This is a genomic window from Thiocystis violacea, from assembly GCF_016583565.1.
GTDB classification, from domain to species: Bacteria; Pseudomonadota; Gammaproteobacteria; order Chromatiales; family Chromatiaceae; genus Thiorhodococcus; species Thiorhodococcus violaceus_A.
In genome coordinates this window covers 1-15,694 of the sequence record NZ_NRRF01000032.1, presented here as the reverse complement: position 1 = coordinate 15,694, position 15,694 = coordinate 1, and the positions used below count along the sequence as shown (strand labels likewise).

Annotated in this window: 15 protein-coding genes; 6 read left to right on the top strand and 9 right to left on the bottom strand. The window is 64.0% G+C overall.

The genetic code is table 11. From position 1 onward, the window contains the following. Nucleotides 1-15: 15 nt before the first annotated feature. Nucleotides 16-1,020 (bottom strand): aminoglycoside phosphotransferase family protein, encoded by a 1,005-nt coding sequence (locus tag CKO23_RS13875; protein ID WP_346014607.1) that lies wholly within the window; start codon nucleotides 1,018-1,020, stop codon nucleotides 16-18. Between the two features lie 213 nt (nucleotides 1,021-1,233). On the opposite strand from CKO23_RS13875, the gene lptD reads away from it, so the two are divergent. The 3 genes from lptD to pdxA all read left to right on the top strand — a co-directional run bounded on the left by lptD (nucleotide 1,234) and on the right by pdxA (nucleotide 6,234). After that, entirely contained in the window at nucleotides 1,234-3,861 is a 2,628-nt protein-coding gene (gene lptD, locus CKO23_RS13870; protein WP_242482435.1) for an LPS-assembly protein LptD, read from the top strand. Then, entirely contained in the window at nucleotides 3,842-5,176 is a 1,335-nt protein-coding gene (locus tag CKO23_RS13865) for a peptidylprolyl isomerase (RefSeq protein ID WP_200332133.1), read from the top strand. Before lptD ends, CKO23_RS13865 begins: the two co-directional genes overlap by 20 nt. A gap of 68 nt (nucleotides 5,177-5,244) precedes the next feature. After that, the gene (gene pdxA, locus CKO23_RS13860; RefSeq protein WP_200332131.1) at nucleotides 5,245-6,234 is read left to right on the top strand and encodes a 4-hydroxythreonine-4-phosphate dehydrogenase PdxA; all 990 of its coding nucleotides are present in this window, start codon (nucleotides 5,245-5,247) and stop codon (nucleotides 6,232-6,234) included. Nucleotides 6,235-6,330: 96 nt separating this feature from the next. Here the strand turns inward: pdxA and CKO23_RS13855 are convergent, their stop codons facing one another. Continuing rightward, entirely contained in the window at nucleotides 6,331-7,311 is a 981-nt protein-coding gene (locus CKO23_RS13855; RefSeq protein ID WP_200332129.1) for a Gfo/Idh/MocA family protein, read from the bottom strand. A 408-nt stretch (nucleotides 7,312-7,719) separates the two neighbouring features. Between CKO23_RS13855 and apaG the strand changes: the two genes are divergently transcribed. Beyond that, entirely contained in the window at nucleotides 7,720-8,091 is a 372-nt protein-coding gene (gene apaG / locus CKO23_RS13850; RefSeq protein ID WP_200332127.1) for a Co2+/Mg2+ efflux protein ApaG, read from the top strand. 60 nt (nucleotides 8,092-8,151) lie between these two features. Further along, nucleotides 8,152-8,988 (top strand): symmetrical bis(5'-nucleosyl)-tetraphosphatase, encoded by an 837-nt coding sequence (locus CKO23_RS13845; RefSeq protein WP_200332125.1) that lies wholly within the window; start codon nucleotides 8,152-8,154, stop codon nucleotides 8,986-8,988. Nucleotides 8,989-9,018: 30 nt separating this feature from the next. Here CKO23_RS13845 and CKO23_RS13840 read toward each other — a convergent pair whose 3' ends face one another. From CKO23_RS13840 to CKO23_RS13815, 6 genes are all read right to left on the bottom strand, one after another. Beyond that, nucleotides 9,019-9,552: a dihydrofolate reductase gene (locus CKO23_RS13840; RefSeq protein ID WP_242482434.1), complete on the bottom strand. Its 534-nt coding sequence runs from the start codon at nucleotides 9,550-9,552 to the stop codon at nucleotides 9,019-9,021. A gap of 4 nt (nucleotides 9,553-9,556) precedes the next feature. After that, the gene (rsfS, locus tag CKO23_RS13835) at nucleotides 9,557-9,913 is read right to left on the bottom strand and encodes a ribosome silencing factor (protein WP_200332123.1); all 357 of its coding nucleotides are present in this window, start codon (nucleotides 9,911-9,913) and stop codon (nucleotides 9,557-9,559) included. A 143-nt stretch (nucleotides 9,914-10,056) separates the two neighbouring features. Next, a complete protein-coding gene (gene nadD / locus CKO23_RS13830; RefSeq protein ID WP_200332115.1) occupies nucleotides 10,057-10,686 on the bottom strand; it encodes a nicotinate-nucleotide adenylyltransferase in 630 nt (209 codons plus the stop codon). Between the two features lie 354 nt (nucleotides 10,687-11,040). After that, nucleotides 11,041-11,199: a hypothetical protein gene (locus CKO23_RS13825; protein ID WP_200332113.1), complete on the bottom strand. Its 159-nt coding sequence runs from the start codon at nucleotides 11,197-11,199 to the stop codon at nucleotides 11,041-11,043. Nucleotides 11,200-11,283: 84 nt separating this feature from the next. Further along, nucleotides 11,284-12,741 carry an NAD(P)/FAD-dependent oxidoreductase gene (locus CKO23_RS13820; protein ID WP_200332111.1) on the bottom strand — a complete coding sequence of 486 codons (1,458 nt, stop codon included), beginning with the start codon at nucleotides 12,739-12,741 and terminating at the stop codon, nucleotides 11,284-11,286. Between the two features lie 161 nt (nucleotides 12,742-12,902). After that, nucleotides 12,903-14,177 carry a glutamate-5-semialdehyde dehydrogenase gene (locus CKO23_RS13815; protein WP_200332109.1) on the bottom strand — a complete coding sequence of 425 codons (1,275 nt, stop codon included), beginning with the start codon at nucleotides 14,175-14,177 and terminating at the stop codon, nucleotides 12,903-12,905. A 435-nt stretch (nucleotides 14,178-14,612) separates the two neighbouring features. Here CKO23_RS13815 and CKO23_RS25675 point away from each other — a divergent pair, with 435 nt between their 5' ends. After that, nucleotides 14,613-14,744 (top strand): DUF4277 domain-containing protein, encoded by a 132-nt coding sequence (locus CKO23_RS25675; protein ID WP_242482433.1) that lies wholly within the window; start codon nucleotides 14,613-14,615, stop codon nucleotides 14,742-14,744. A gap of 33 nt (nucleotides 14,745-14,777) precedes the next feature. Here the strand turns inward: CKO23_RS25675 and CKO23_RS13810 are convergent, their stop codons facing one another. Then, nucleotides 14,778-15,338, bottom strand: coding sequence for a Uma2 family endonuclease (locus CKO23_RS13810; protein ID WP_200332107.1), 561 nt, complete (start codon nucleotides 15,336-15,338; stop codon nucleotides 14,778-14,780). Nucleotides 15,339-15,694: the final 356 nt, after the last annotated feature.

Genomic DNA, 15,694 nt, shown 5'->3' with positions numbered 1-15,694 from the left:
CGGCCGCGCGATCGCTCAAACGGCCGCTGCGTCGGCAGCGGTCATTCTCGGCAGCACCCGCAGGCGCAGCAGCGCGGAGAGGCCCGCCAGCTCGGGGTAGCGGTCCGCCACCTCCAGCATGTAGCCGAGCGTTCGCGGCAGATCGTCCAGATAGTGCGGCTTGCCGTCGCGGATATTCAGCCGGGCGAAGATACCGCAGACCTTGAGGTGGCGCTGCAGCCCAATGAGATCGAACCAGCGCAGGAAGGTTGCGGGGCTCTCCTCTTGGATGACCCCGGACTGACGGGCGAGGCGCTGGTAGCCAAGCGCCCAATCGGTCACCTGCTCGGCCGGCCAGCTGATGTAACAATCGCGCAGGAGCGAGACCAGGTCATAGGTGACAGGTCCGACGACCGCGTCCTGGAAATCCAGAACACCGGGGTTGCCGACCTCCGTCAGCATGAGATTGCGCGAGTGATAGTCTCGATGCACGCAGACCTGGGGCTGCTCCAGGGCACTCTCGACCAGCAGGGCGTCGACACCATCCAGCATGGTTCGATCAGCCTCGCTCAGATCGAGCCCCAGGTGCCGCTCCAGGAACCATTCACGGAAGAGCCCCAGCTCGCGCAGCAGGAAAGGCGCGTCATAGACGGGCAAGCCGTCCAGCGGACCGCGGGCCTGGATGGTCAGCAGGGCTCCCAGGGCATCGCCATAGAGCCGGTCCGCGGTGTCCTCGCGAAGATGGCTCAAGTAGACGCCATTCCCGAGGTCGGAAATCAGAAGGAACCCCTGCGCGCGATCCTCGGCCAGGATCTCGGGGGTGTTGATGCCGATGGCGCGAAAGCGACGCGAGAGGTCGGCATAACGTCCGCAATCCTCGTGTTGCGGCGGTGCATCCATGGCAATGGTGGTGCGCCCGGCGTGGGTGACACGCCAATAGCGGCGAAAGCTCGCATCCGAAGACGCGGGCGCCATCTCGAACCCGTTGGCGCCGATCACCTCGGCCAGCCAAGCCAGCAATGCCTGATTTCGTTCTGACACTCGCCTCTACCCCAAGCCGCCGAGCGACTCGGCGGAATTGACGATACCCTGATGGAAACACCGAACCGACGGGAAGACCGGGCCGGAGGGGTGCCAGCATCCGCGCGGATGGACGGCTTTGCGATTGCTGGCAGGTCGCGGATGTGCCATGGTTACAGGTTGAACATCAGCCGTCCACTTTTCTATAGCGAGTCCGCCTGACGGATGCCGACTATGGCCAACCTCAAAGGCAATGTGCAGAGCGCGACCCTGCTCATCCTGCTTGTGCTCTCGCCTCCCAGCCTGCCCAAGGATCAGACGGCGGCCGCCGAGCACTCAGACTGCACTGGCGCAACCGACGCCGGCCAAGCCGAATGCCAGGCCACGCCGGCGCCGGCGGGAGGCGCATCCGTGCAGCAGGGCGCCTCCGCAACCCAGGCACAGCCACCTGATCCGGAAGAGGAGGCATCCGCACGGGGCGAGATCTTCCAGCCGACCCCGCCCGAGGCCGATGACTCGGCCCTGCCGACGCTGACGCCCAGCACGCCGACACCAGGCGACCCTGGACTCGGCCCCTTGGAGCCCCGAGGCCCCTCACCCAAGGTCGACGAGCCGGCCACGCCCCCCGCCCCAACGGGGCCGCCAGCGACGAGGCTGGAGAAGGGTCGCCGCTCGGATGACGAACGCCTGCATGCCGGGCTGACCTGGGATTACTGCGGCCCCAAGCCAGGTGTCAACAAGCTCGCATCCATGTCGGCGCTGACAGCCAATGAGCAGCAACCCATCGATATCACTGCCGACCGGGTCGGCTATGATCAGAATGCCGACCTCATCGACCTGCTCGGAAACGTCGAGATCCTTCAGGAGGGACGCCGCTTCGAATCCGACCGCTCCAGCTACGACCGACACAACGGGGATGTGAAGGCCGCGGGTCACGTCTTCTTGGAGTACCCAGGCGTTCGCCTCACCGGCGAGTCCGCGCAGTACAACCTCGAGACCAAGAAGGGGACGATCGAGAAGCCCGGCTATCGCATGTCCGGCAATGCGAACCTGCGCGGCGAGGCCGAGCAGGCGTGGCTGCTGAATGAGCAGCAGAGCCGCTATCGCGACATCATCTACACCACGTGCCCGCCGGGTAACGCCGACTGGTCGATCCTGGCGAGCGACCTGGAACTCGACCAGGCGGCGGGGCTCGGCACGGCCCGTCACGCGCGCATTCGGATCGCCGACATCCCGGTGCTCTATACGCCCTATCTGCGCTTCCCCATCGACGGTCGTCGTCGCAGCGGCCTGCTGATCCCGACCTTCGGCTCATCCGATTCGACCGGGACGGATATCAGCCTGCCCTACTACTGGAACATCGCGCCCAACATGGACGCGACCATCACCCCGCGCTACATGAGCATGCGCGGCCTCATGCTGGGTGCGCAATTCAGGCATCTCTCCTCCTTCCAGCGCATCGAGATCGACGGAGAAATCCTGCCGCACGATCAACAGGCGCCGGATGACGGCGTGCGCAGCGCCTTGCGCATCAAGGAAAACGGTCATCTGGGCTCGCGCTGGACGTCCTCCATCGACTACGCCTCGGTCTCGGACGATGCCTACTTGGAGGATTTCGGCAACCGGCTGGACGTCACCAGCATCCGCAACCTGAGCCAGCGGGGCGACATCCGCTACAACGGCGAGGGATGGCGCCTGCTCGGACGCCTCCAGCAATTCCAGACCGTCGACGCCAGCATCGAACCCGCGGACCGCCCCTATGGTCAGCTGCCGCACATCGAGCTGGCAATGGACCCGGACACCTGGAAGGAATTCCTCGAGTATGACTTCGACAGCCAATACGACTACTTCGATCACAGTGCCGCCGTGCATGGCAACCGCCTGGTCGCCATCCCGTCGCTGCGCATACCGCTGCGCCGCAGCTTCGGCTACCTGATCCCACGCACCCGGCTCTACTACACGGGTTACGACCTGGTCGAGCAGGAGGACGGCGCCCCCGACCAGCTCAACCACTTGATCCCGAGCATGGACATCGACGGCAAGCTCATCTTCGAGCGCGAGGCCAACTGGCTCGGCAACAGCGCCCTGCAAACGCTCGAACCACGCCTCTACTACGTGCTGACCCCCTACGAGGATCAGGCGGACAACCCGCTCTTCGACACCACGGCGCTCGACTTCAGTTTCGCGAGCCTCTTCCGCCCCAATCGTTTCACCGGCTATGACAGGATTGGCGACGCGAACCGCCTCACAGTAGGCGTGACCTCCCGCACCATCAACCACGGCGGCGAGGAGTTGCTGCGCGCCAGCCTTGGCCAGATCTACTACTTCGACAATCCCCGCGTCCAATTGGAAGACGATAGCACCGAGGACGACATCAGCTCATCGCTGGCCAGCGAGCTGTCCGCGCGCCTGCATCCGGACTGGACGGCGACGGCAAGCCTGCAATGGAACCCGCACGAGACGGAACAACCCTGGGAAAAACAGGTCTTGCAACTGAGATACGCCCCCGACCGGGACCACCTGATCAACCTGGCCTACAGATACAATCTCGGCAACACGACCTCCGAGGCATACGAGAATACGGATCTGTCCTTCCAGATGCCGGTGACCTCCGACGTCAGATTGGTCGGACGCTGGCTCTACTCGATGCTCAACGACGAAACGGTCGAGGCCTTCGCGGGCGTCGAATTCGGGCGCTGCTGCTGGCGACTGCGCTTGCTTGGCCAGCACCTCAAAAGCAGTGCCGACGAAACCGCCAGCACCAGCGTCATGCTTCAACTGGAGCTCGCCGGTCTGGGCTCTTTTGGCAACCAGATCGACAAGCTCCTGGAACGAGGAATCTATGGATATCAGTCGGAATAGCCGCGCCCCGAAGCGGCTTGCGTCCCTCCTGCCCGGGCTGGCGACCGCCCTGCTCCTCTACACGAGCGCGAGCGGCCTTCTGGCAGCGTCCCAGGAGCTGGACGCCATCGTCGCCGTGGTCAACGACGACGTGGTCGTCCAGAGCGAGCTGGATCGGGAGGTCGACCTCACCATCCCCCAGCTCAACCGCCAGGGGACCGCCGTGCCGCCGCGCGCCCAGTTGGAGAAACAGGTGCTGGATCGCCTCATCCTCAAGCGCCTGCAACAACAGCGCGCCAAGGCTCTGGGCATCACCGTGGACGATGCGGCGCTGACCGAGGCCATGAACAACATCGCCAAGCGCAACGGCCTCTCGCTCGAAGAGCTGAAGGCGACGCTGGAGGCCGGCGGCATCCGCTTCGAGGATTTCCGCAATGACACCCGCTCGCAGATCCTCACCAGCCGCCTGCAGAGCCAGGAGGTCGTGAAAAAGATCCAGGTCAGTGAGCGCGAGATCGACCTCTTCCTGGCCAAAGAGGCCAGCCGCCTCATCGAGCGCGAGCAGGTCAGGCTTCAGCACATCCTCATCGCGCTGCCTGATAACGCCTCAACGCAGCAGATCCAGGCCGCGGAGGACAAGGCGAAACGCCTGGTCGCGAAGCTGCGCGCCGGGGCGGATTTCGCGGAGGTCGCGGTGCGCGAATCGGACGGGCGCAATGCACTCGAGGGCGGCGACTTGGGCTGGTTCGAGATGGGTGCGGTCCCGGCCCTGGTCTCGGACCTCGCCTATTCCATGGCCGAGGGCGAGATCAGCGACCCGCTGCGCAGCCCCAGCGGCTTCCACATCATCAAGATGCGCGAGATCAAGGCCGCGACCCCCGAGAACGTCACCCAGACGCACGCCCGACACATCCTGATCCGCACCAACGAGATCGTCTCCGACGACGACGCCAAGCAACGCCTCGGTCAGCTCAAGCAGCGCATCCAGGGCGGGGACGACTTCGCAACCCTGGCACGCGCGCACTCCGACGACACCGGCTCGGCACTCAAGGGCGGCGACCTCGGCTGGGCGAGCCCCGGCGACACCGTGCCGGAGTTCGAGGAGACGATGAACGGGCTCGTCGTAAACCAGATCAGCGAGCCCTTCAAGAGCCCCTTCGGCTGGCATATCGTCCAGGTCCTGGAGCGGCGCAGCCAGGACACCAGCGAAAGCATCCTACGCATCAAGGCCCGCGAGGCGCTACAGCGCCGCAAGGCCGAAGAGGCGACCGAAGAATGGCTGCGGCAGCTGCGGGACGAGGCCTATGTCGAGATCCGACTGACCCGCGAGCAATAGCTCAGGCACCACTAAACGCCCTCGCGCGCAGACGAGCTTCAGAACGATCCCGAGCCTCACAACGATCCATGAACGCCATCCTTCCACGCCTCGTCATAACACCGGGAGAACCGGCTGGCATCGGACCAGATCTGCTCGTGCGCCTGGCGGCCACAAAGACCCCAGCCGAGCTGGTCGCCGTCGCCGACCCTGATCTGCTGGCCTCGCGCGCAGAGATGCTCGGCCTGCGCCTCCAGATCCAGGTGTTCGACCCGAGCCAAGCAGCCGCCCCGAGACGTCCGCATCAGTTGCTCGTGATGCCCACCCCGCTCGCGCAACCGGCGAGACCCGGCCAATTGGACCCAGGCAACGCCCGCTATGTGATCGAGACCCTCGAACGCGCCTGTGACGGCTGCCTGGATGGGACCTTCGACGCACTGGTGACCGGCCCGGTGCACAAGGGCGTCATCAACGACGCCGGCGTTCCCTTCACTGGGCACACCGAATTGCTCGCGGAGCGCTGCGGCGCCGAGCCGGTGATGATGCTGGCCATCCCCGAGCTGCGCGTCGCGCTCGCCACGACACATCTCCCCCTGAGCGAGGTCAGCCGCGCCATCACGCGCCCCCACCTCACGCGCGTCGTGGAGATCCTGCATCGCGATCTCCGCGACACCTTCGGCATCGCGGACCCGCGGGTGCTCGTCTGCGGGCTGAACCCCCATGCGGGGGAAGGAGGGCATCTCGGCCGCGAGGAGTTGGAGGTCATCGAGCCCGTGCTTGCGCTGCTGCGGGAACGGGGCTGGAATCTGGTCGGTCCGCTGCCAGCCGACACCGCATTCGTGCCCGACCGGCTCGCCCAAGCCGATGCCGTGCTGGCCATGTACCACGATCAAGGATTGCCCGTGCTCAAGCACCTGGGCTTCGGTCGCGCCGTGAACGTCACCCTGGGACTCCCGATCATCCGGACCTCGGTCGATCACGGCACGGCACTCGATCTGGCGGGGACGGCGAAGGCGGATCTCGGCAGTCTGAGCGCCGCCGTGGAGATGGCGAGCGCCATGGTCCAGCACCGCCGCTAGCGGGCGTCGACACGCAAGAGGTCGCGCGACCCGAAGCAGTCAGCGCCAAGCGGTCGGACGAATCGAAGAGATGGTGCAGCGAGCGGCGGGAGGGCGTCAAAGCCCCCGTAGATGCCGCTTCTGCAGATCGGTTGAGCGCTGAATACAGGCGCGGACCTCAAGCGCGACTTCAAGCGCCGCAAGCCCGGTTCGTCCATCGACAAGAGGCGGCCGAGCCTCGCGGATACACTGCACGAAGGCCGCCAGCTCGGCATCCAACGGCTTCACAGGCTCGACCTGAATCCGCTCGCGGACGATCTCCGGGCGGGGAGCCCCCGCGACCTCGCGCGGCGCGGCGATATCGATGGTCTGCGCGACGAAATCGAGCGAGAGATAGCCGCGCGCCTGAAAGACCCGAATACGTCGCGTCGTCTTGTCCGAGACCCGGCTCGCTACCACATTCGCCACAGCACCATTGGCAAACTCGAGGCGCGCGTTGGCGATATCCACATGCTCGGTCAGGATAGAGGCACCCACGGCGGAGATCGCCGTGATCTCCGCACCCACCAGCGAGAGGATGATATCGATGTCGTGGATCATGAGATCCGAGACGACGTCGACGTCGGTTGCCCGCTCGACGAAGCTGCCCATCCGCTGCGCTTCGAGATAGAGCGGCGCGCGGATGCGCTCGGCAAGCGCCATGACACCGGCGTTGAAGCGTTCGACATGGCCGATCTGAAGCCGTGCCCCATGCTCGCTCGCAAGGCGGACGATCTCGGCGCCGTCGGCCGCGTTGGCGGCGATGGGTTTTTCAAGCAGGACATGGATGCCACGCGCGAGGAAGGGCGCCGCGGCCGCGAGGTGTGCGCTCGTCGGGACCACGACGCTGACGGCATCGACGCGATCGAGGAGCGCGTCGAGGGAGTCAAAGACCGCGCACCCGGCCTCTTCCGCAACGCTTCGGGCGCGCGCGTCATCCGTATCGAAAACGCCGACCAACTCGACGTCAGCCATCCGCGAATAGATGAGGGCGTGAAAACGGCCGAGATAGCCGACGCCCACGACCGCCAATCGAAGCTTGTCGGCAATCTGCATCATCGTTGCGAAAAGGACCGGACCGCCGCTCGCGCGGACAGTCGTTCGAACATCGTGGTGATCGCCACGAGGGATGCCGCCCTTAGCCGCCGACCTGGACGGCCGGCGGCGACTGCCTTGCGAAGATCGTTTGGCCCGCGTCAGAGTAGATGAGCACCTGGTAACTGACCGTGACACACATCCCGATGGCAACGAAGGCCATCAAAAGGAGGAGTGGATCCGGTCTCCGGTGACGACGTTTTGAAGTGATCAAGATCCTGCCCATGGATTCGCGTAAACTTTCAAGATTAGCGTACAACTATTTCAAAATATTACAAGCATTCCACCCAAATTCACGGTTTCGAATCAACGGCCTCCAAGGCGGCCAACCTAGCCGCTCGCCCGACTCGACGCCCTTCAGCGGAGACAGACGTGAACGATTACTCCATCAAGGTCTCGGCCGAGAGCCAGTACCAGGCGGACAGCTCCTCCCCCAACGAGGGCAGGTATGTCTTCGCCTACACCATCACGATCGAGAATCGCGGTGAAAAGGCGGCACAGTTGCTCGACCGCCACTGGATCATTACCGACGCTGACGGCAAGGTGCAGGAGGTCAGGGGACAGGGGGTCGTCGGCGAGCAGCCTCATTTGAGACCCGGGGAATCCTTTCGCTACACCAGCGGCACGATCCTCGCGACGCCCCTCGGCAGCATGCAGGGATTCTACGGCATGGTCGGCGACGACGGAATCCGGTTCCAAGCAGAGATCCCGGTCTTCTCCCTCACCTCGACGCGCATTCATTGAGCCCGGTCAAGAGACCGACGGATCGAGCCAACCGCCACCACCGCAACTGAGCAGGCGCCCATGTCAACCTACGCCATCGGCGACATTCAAGGCTGCTACGCGGAGCTGAGGAGACTCCTGGACAGGCTCGCCTTCGATCCCTCGAGCGATCGGCTGTGGTTCGTTGGAGACCTGGTGAATCGCGGGCCTCAATCCCTCGAGGTACTGCGCTTCGTCCGCGACTTGGGCGACGCCGCCATCGTGGTGCTGGGCAACCACGATCTCCATCTGCTCGCCGTGGCAGCGGGCAACGCCAAGCATGCCAAGAAGAGCACCCTCGACGCGATCCTGGATGCACCGGATCGCGACGCGCTGCTGGACTGGCTGCGCCATCGCCCGCTACTCCATCACGATGCGGACATCGGCCTGACCATGATCCACGCCGGACTGCCACCAGAATGGAACCTTCAGGAGGCACGCCGCTACGCGGCCGAACTGGAGGCCGTGCTGCGAGGCGACGGCTACCGGGATTTTCTGCACGTGATGTACGGGAATCGGCCCAACCGCTGGTCATCCGGGCTGGCCGGCATGGATCGCCTCCGCTTCATCACCAACTGCCTCACTCGCCTGCGCTTTTGCGAGCCGGACGGCACCCTGGCCCTGAAGGAAAAGGGCGAGATCGGGAGTCAGGCGAAAGGACGTCTGCCCTGGTTCCAGATGCCGGGACGACGCACGCGACAAGACCGCATCGTCTTCGGCCATTGGTCGACGCTGGGATTCTGGTCCGGCGACAACGTGTGGGCGATCGACAGTGGCTGCCTCTGGGGTGGGGCGCTGACTGCGCTCGTACTGGATCAGGGTGCCATGCGGACGGCGCAACTCGAGTGCCCGGGTTTCCTCAAGCCAGGTTGCGATTGACGCGGACCGGCGCCCGTGCGTGCACCGGCCTCAGGCCAGACGCCGCAGCTCGACGAAAGTCATATCGAAGGGGTTGCCCTCATCTGCCGGACGCTGGATTCGAGCGACCTCCCGCCATTCGGAGCGATCCCATTCTGGAAAATAGGTGTCGCCCTTGGCCTGAGTATGCACCAGTGTGAGATAGACAAGCGAGGTCAAGGGCATGGCCTCGGCATAGAGAGAGGCCCCACCCACGACCATCAACTCAGGCTCGCCGGCCGCATCGGCGATTGCCGCCTCCAATGAGTCACACACCTTGCAACCCTCGGCCTGAAAGCGCGCATCCCGACTCAAGACCAGGTGGCGACGTCTCGGCAGTAGCCCCGGCAGCGACTCCCAGGTCTTCCGCCCCATGACGATGGTCTTGTCCAACGTGAGGCGACGGAAGTGCGCCAGATCCGCTGGCAGCCGCCAAGGAAGACCCTTGGCGCGCCCAATGACGCCATTGTCGGCAACGGCGGCGACGATGGACAAGCTCGGTCGCCCCGTATCGTCGCCAAGAAACCCCTGGGGATCGGCCATCATCGGGTCAGATCGAGTGCGATGCGACCTTGGGCACAACCGCTGGCGCGGACCAGAGGCGCTCGAGATTGTAGAAATCGCGGACCTTGGGGAGCATGACATGCACGACCACGCCATTCAGATCGACCAGCGCCCACTCGCCCTCCGCCACGCCTTCCGTGCCGAGCGGCGCCTCCCCTGCCTCCTTCGAGCGGAAGGCAATGGTCTCGGCGATGGCCTTCACATGCCGATCCGAGGTTCCCGAGGCCACGACCATGTAGTCCGTGACCGCCGTCTTGCCCCGAACGTCCATGACCTCGATATCGCGTGCCTTCATATCGGCCAAGGCGTCGAGGACCAACTGCCGAAGTTGCTCAAGCTGCATGCGTTCTCCTCTGCAATAAAAAAAGCGGCAGGCGTTCCCGCCGCGTCAAAGCCAATGGCGGACGCGGTGACGGACCGCGCCCACGGGAAGATGTCCAATCGACGGATCCCAGCGCAGCCAGGATCGACACCGCCGCCTCCTGCTCAGCGGTAGAGCCCTTCACGAGCGATCAGCTCCAGCACGGCGTCCGGCAGCAGATAGCGTGGACTGCATCCCTGCTCGACAAGTCGCCTGACCTGCGTCGAGGAGATCTCCATCTGGGTGACGTCGTGAAAAAGGATGCGTCCGCCCGGCGATCGCGCCAGCTTAGTCACACAGTCACAGCCGCGCTCCAGGTAGAGATTGCGCAGCGCCGGACCCGCGACAGGATCATGTCCTGGGCGCCGCATCACCACGAGATGAACGAGCTCCAGGATCGCGAGCGGACGATGCCAATCCAGAAAGCCGCCGTAGGCATCCGCCCCCACCAGAAGGCACAGCGGGCGTTGCGCACCGAAGTCGCCACGCAGTGACACCAGGGTATCGTAGGTGTAGGAGCCGCCCGTCCGCGCCAACTCACGCGCGTCGACAACGAATCCCGGCTGCGCCTCGATCGCGGCTTGGAGCATCGCCAAACGCAGGTCCGCGGGCGCCAAAGGCTGGGGGCGATGCACGGCGACGTTGAGCGGGATGAATCTGACCTGCTCCAGCCCCAGCCCCTGGAGCGCATCCAAGGCTGGACGCAGATGCCCGAAATGGACGGGGTCGAAGGTGCCACCGAAAACGCCGATCATTCGCTGCGGCACCTATCCGGCCGCAGACCCGCGGCTCGCCCAACCAACACTGAGCGGCTCGAACGGCAGAGCGCGCGAATCAACCGACAATGGCCGCGCCGGCTGCCGGCCGGCTCAGGTTGCTCGCACCCTAGAATGGCGGGGCCTGTCTGAAGCAAGATCTCCTTGTCCGATCACAGTAAAACCAAGAACACCGATACGGTGGACGGTAGCAGAATTCCGCCCCGTTGTCCCCCGCGGCCGCCGAACGAAGGCGACCTGGAAACGCAGGAGCCGTGTCGGCCTACACCGACACGGCTCGTCAGGATCCTGCTCGCTCCGGGGCCGCCTCAGCGCCCCGAAGCCCTCGTTGCATCAGTTATGCGACTTCAGCAAGAGCTTGAGAATCTTGAAATTGATGATCCAAAAACGCAGGAACTGCCAGATGAGCGAGCGGCGCATGTATCTGGTGAACCCGGTTGGAACGGGTGGATAGTAGGCCTGCTGATAGGGCTCTTTGTTCTTGACTGCCATTTGCCTCTGCCTCTCTTGTTCTAAGTCGTCTTGTTCTGATGTCGACGATCGATACGGTAGACGATCAATGAAGTCGATGGTCGATCAGTCGGGAAGGATCGACCAACCCGGCCTGAGCTTGGCCTGATAGATGAAGACATGGTGCAGGATGTATTTCATCCAATGCCCGGCCAGCCCGATTTCGCCGAAGGTGAGGTCCATGTCGCGGCCGTATTCCGGGTAGGTTTCATAGTCCGGCACCACGGGGAAGACCGTCATGGTCGCGGCCGTCCCCTTGAAGATATCGGACCCGGTCGAGGCCACGCAGGCCGCGCCCATCTCGGCCATGGAGGCGGTATGGGTCGGCGCCGAGGCCCCTTTGAGCATGTCGCGAATACTGCCTGCGACCGCCTTACCAATGGTCGCCGATGGCATCCCGGTCCTTGGCGGCGTTGGGCTGATCTGGGTACCGCTGGGACTCTTCATAACCTTGCTGATTGGGTGCGGCGGCGCGAAGGCAATGCCGACGGCGAAGATGTTCTTATATTTCGGCGTCTGATAGGTCTTGGGCCAGTCGTGCTTGTCCCAGTCCTCGAAGGCCTTGGGGTTGTAATCCGCGTCGACCTTCATGAAGCCATTGGGGGCGAAGACCTCGGCGGTGATGTCCTCGCCGCCCTTGCCGTAGGCCTTCAAGCCAACGCCGGCGAACGGCGGAATCAGCATGCTGAAATCGTACTCCAGCTCATGCTGCGTCCCGTCCAGGAGCTCGTAGTGGATCTTAGTCGGCTCAACCTTGCTGACATGCGCCCGAGTGATCCACTCGATACCGCGCTCGACCATCAGCGATTCCGCGAAGACCTTGCCATTGGTGAGATAGCCGCCGCGCTGGATGTGCACCCCGCCCATTCCGAAATCGCCCAGCTCGTATTCGTTGCTGATCCAGACGATGCGGGCCAGATCGCGCATACCGGCCTCGCGCACGGCGTGATCCACGTTATAGATGTACTCGAAGGCCGCGCCCTGACAGGTGCACATCCCGTGCCCCGTTCCGACGACGAAGGTCTTGCGGGCACCCTGCTTCATCTCCTCGATACACTTCTGCAATGCGGCATTGGCATGCAGCGCATGCCCTGGGGTGCAGACGGATTGACTGTAGCCCTCATCAGGCCCCAGGCCAGGCGTCGCGCCAAAATTCAGCTTGGGTCCGGTCGCGTTGACCAGGAAGTCATACTCGAGCGCCGCGCTCTGCCCGGCGCGCGCCTCATTCGTGTATTCGATCGTCACGAAGGGCTTCTGGTGCTCGGCACTACCCTCCGGGTTGATGGAGACAGCCTTGGCCTGATGGAAGGCCACATTGATCTTCTTGTAGATGGGCGCCAGCTCGAAGGTGACCTGAGACTCGGTCATCTCACCAACGCCGACCCAGATGTTGGACGGCACCCAATTCCACTTTGCATTGGGGGAGACAACCACGATCTCGTGTTTCTTTCCGATCCACTTGCCCAGGTATCTGGCGACCGTGTGACCAGAGATGCCGGCGCCAAGAATCACTACTCGTGCCATACGAAAACTCCAGGTTTGGTTAACGCGGGGATTCGAACAACCAATACTCGACCTAACAACAGGCCGAATCGATCTAGTCCGCCATTCTTAACAGCCCGATTGACAATTGTCGAGGACGAGATACAAGTCGATCTGCTAGGCATTAGAGCGCCCGGCAGGTCCTAGGTTCGGATCTCGCCGTCGCCCAGAACGACGAACTTGACCGACGTCAAGCCCTCCAGCCCGACCGGGCCACGGGCGTGGAACTTGTCCGTGCTGATTCCGATCTCCGCCCCCAGGCCGTATTCGAAACCATCCGCGAAACGGGTGGATGCATTGACCATGACGGAGCTGGAATCCACCTCACGCAGAAAGCGTCTAGCGCGCGTGTAATTCTCCGTCACGATGGATTCGGTGTGACCCGAGCCATGGGCGGCAATATGATCCATCGCCTCGTCCAGACCCTCGACGATCCGAATGGAGAGGATGGGCGCCAGATACTCGGTGTCCCAATCCTGCGCGGATGCCGGCACGGCGTCGCCCAGCAGCGCGCAGGTGCGCGGACAGCCGCGCAGCTCCACGCCCTTCTCCCCGTAGGCGTCGCCAAGTCTTGGCAGAATCGCCTTGGCCACGGCCGCGTCCACCAGAAGGGTCTCCATGGTGTTGCAGGTCCCATAACGCTGCGTCTTGGCATTGAGCGCAACCTGGAAGGCCTTCTCAGGATCCGCATCGGCGTCGATATAGACGTGGCAGATGCCATCCAGGTGCTTGATGACAGGAACACGCGCGTCGCGGCTGATCCGCTCGATCAGCCCCTTGCCGCCGCGCGGGATGATGACGTCGATCGACTCCGGCATGGTGATCATCGCGCCAACGGCCGCGCGGTCCGTCGTCGCCACGACCTGGACACCCTCCGCAGGCAGCCCCGCCTCGGCCAGGCCGCGCTGAATACAGGCCGCGATGGCCTGATTGGAGGCATAGGCCTCGGAGCCACCCCTCAACACCGTCGCATTGCCGGATTTCAGACAGAGCGCGGCGGCATCCACGGTCACGTTGGGCCTCGACTCATAGATGATGCCGACCACGCCCAGCGGCACGCGCATGCGCCCCACCTGGATCCCCGACGGGCGGTAGTTGAGATCGAAGATGGCACCGACCGGATCCGCCAGCGCGGCGATTTGACGAACGCCCTCGATCATGGCGTCGATCCGCCCGGGCGTCAGTTCGAGCCGATCCAGCAGCGCGGCATCCAGACCCTTGGCGGCGCCAGCCTCCAAGTCCCGCCCATTGGCCTCGGCGAGCGACGCGCGCGCCTGATCCAGGAGTTCGGCGATCCTCAGCAAGGCCGCATTCTTCTCCCCCGTGCTCGCTCGCGCGAGGCGGCGCGACGCTACACGCGCCTTCTGACCAAGCGCCGCCACGTAGGCGGCAACATCGGTGATCTTCTCGTCACTCATCTGCGGAACCTGTCGAATCTAAGGGACACCGTGAGAACGCCCGGCAAACCTCGCCGTCCGTGCGCCGCCTCGATGCCAACGCATGAGCGAGCGCCTCGGGAGCCGGGCATCCGAGCGGGCAAAAACCTCGGAGGCGTCGATCTCCCCGCGCGCTGGCCCGAGTGGAGCCAAGCCCGGCGACGACACCTCGACTGCCTGGCTGCAATTCTGACAGGATTTCGCGGGATCGACAGGATCTGAACAGCGATCCTCGTCCCCGCGGCGACGCCAGACACGAGAAGCCTCTCCGACGGCGACCGAACCGACTGCGCAAACGGGCTCATCGACACCCCAAGAACCCGTTAGCCGACATTCCGCACCCGTTCACCCTACCGAAAGATTCCCCTCCAACTCCCCTATCACCGCGTTTTCCGCGAACACTGAGGGGAAGTACGCATGGCCGTCCACAGCGAAACCGGCTCAATGGCCAGCCCGCGCCACTACAGCGGCAAAGCGCTCAACCACCTGGGGCTGGTTGCCGGGACGTACGACGAGCTGGGCCTCGGCGAATACTTGCGGGGCAGCTAAATGGTGACCCCTGCCATACGGCCATCCGCTCGATCATGGCGCCAGAACATCCTCATAGATCACATCCAGCGGCAACTCGACATCTAGACAATCGAGCCGAACGCTGCCTTCGGCGACGGTCTCCAGCGCCCAGCCCCGCGCGCGACGGTGGATCTCGACCTCGCGCGCACTCTGCGAAATCAGCAGGCATTCCTGCAGGCTCGGAATGGTCTGGTAGGCCCAGAGCTTCTCTCGGCGGTCGATCCGCGCGGTGGAGTCGGACAGCACCTCGACGAGCAGACAGGGCTGGGCGCGATAGTAGGTCGCGCGATCATTCGGATCGCAGCTCAGGAGCAGATCGGGATAGTAGAAGATGTCCTGATTCTGGACGTGCAGTCGCACCTTCATGTCGTTGGCGAAGAGTTGGCAGGAGGTGCCTCGCAGCAACGGGCGTAACAGCGCGTAGATGTTACCGACGATCAGGCCATGACGGTCGCTGGCACCAGTCATGGCATACAACTCCCCGTCGATATACTCGTGACGGACGTCGGCGCCATCCTCACTGGCCAAATAGTCTTCAACGGAGCAGGGTTGGGCACGGGCAAGATTCGTCATAGCCGTTTGACTCCGTGGTGTTGCGGCATCCCTTAAGGTGAGCCTGGCAGAGTGATAGCGCAAGCGTTTGAGATTGCCGCCTCACCGCGCTGCTCAATGCTCATCAAAAACCGGGCCTTGGTCATCGGTTGGACCGGTAGGGTGGACGAGCGAGAGCGAAGTCCACCGAACCCCGCGCCGTTGTTGGTGGACTGCGCTGCGCTTGTCCACCCTACCGAAGAAGACTGGTACCGGGTGGCCACGGGTGCTTACGCACCCGCGGCTCCCACAGATCCGGACGTGCGGGACTACCGCATCCGGCTCCTCGGTTGAGCACACGCTACGCGACATAATTGCCGTCACGCACCCGCTGGTCG

What these genes read in the sequence shown, in the direction of transcription:
- CKO23_RS25675 (WP_242482433.1), top strand. Translation starts at nt 14,613, where the DNA reads ATGGCCGTCCACAGCGAAACCGGCTCAATGGCCAGCCCGCGCCACTAC.
- lptD (WP_242482435.1), top strand. Translation starts at nt 1,234, where the DNA reads ATGGCCAACCTCAAAGGCAATGTGCAGAGCGCGACCCTGCTCATCCTG.
- CKO23_RS13825 (WP_200332113.1), bottom strand. Translation starts at nt 11,199, where the DNA reads ATGGCAGTCAAGAACAAAGAGCCCTATCAGCAGGCCTACTATCCACCC.
- CKO23_RS13815 (WP_200332109.1), bottom strand. Translation starts at nt 14,177, where the DNA reads ATGAGTGACGAGAAGATCACCGATGTTGCCGCCTACGTGGCGGCGCTT.
- CKO23_RS13845 (WP_200332125.1), top strand. Translation starts at nt 8,152, where the DNA reads ATGTCAACCTACGCCATCGGCGACATTCAAGGCTGCTACGCGGAGCTG.
- pdxA (WP_200332131.1), top strand. Translation starts at nt 5,245, where the DNA reads ATGAACGCCATCCTTCCACGCCTCGTCATAACACCGGGAGAACCGGCT.
- CKO23_RS13820 (WP_200332111.1), bottom strand. Translation starts at nt 12,741, where the DNA reads ATGGCACGAGTAGTGATTCTTGGCGCCGGCATCTCTGGTCACACGGTC.
- CKO23_RS13810 (WP_200332107.1), bottom strand. Translation starts at nt 15,338, where the DNA reads ATGACGAATCTTGCCCGTGCCCAACCCTGCTCCGTTGAAGACTATTTG.
- CKO23_RS13855 (WP_200332129.1), bottom strand. Translation starts at nt 7,311, where the DNA reads ATGATGCAGATTGCCGACAAGCTTCGATTGGCGGTCGTGGGCGTCGGC.
- CKO23_RS13840 (WP_242482434.1), bottom strand. Translation starts at nt 9,552, where the DNA reads ATGATGGCCGATCCCCAGGGGTTTCTTGGCGACGATACGGGGCGACCG.
- CKO23_RS13865 (WP_200332133.1), top strand. Translation starts at nt 3,842, where the DNA reads ATGGATATCAGTCGGAATAGCCGCGCCCCGAAGCGGCTTGCGTCCCTC.
- rsfS (WP_200332123.1), bottom strand. Translation starts at nt 9,913, where the DNA reads ATGCAGCTTGAGCAACTTCGGCAGTTGGTCCTCGACGCCTTGGCCGAT.
- nadD (WP_200332115.1), bottom strand. Translation starts at nt 10,686, where the DNA reads ATGATCGGCGTTTTCGGTGGCACCTTCGACCCCGTCCATTTCGGGCAT.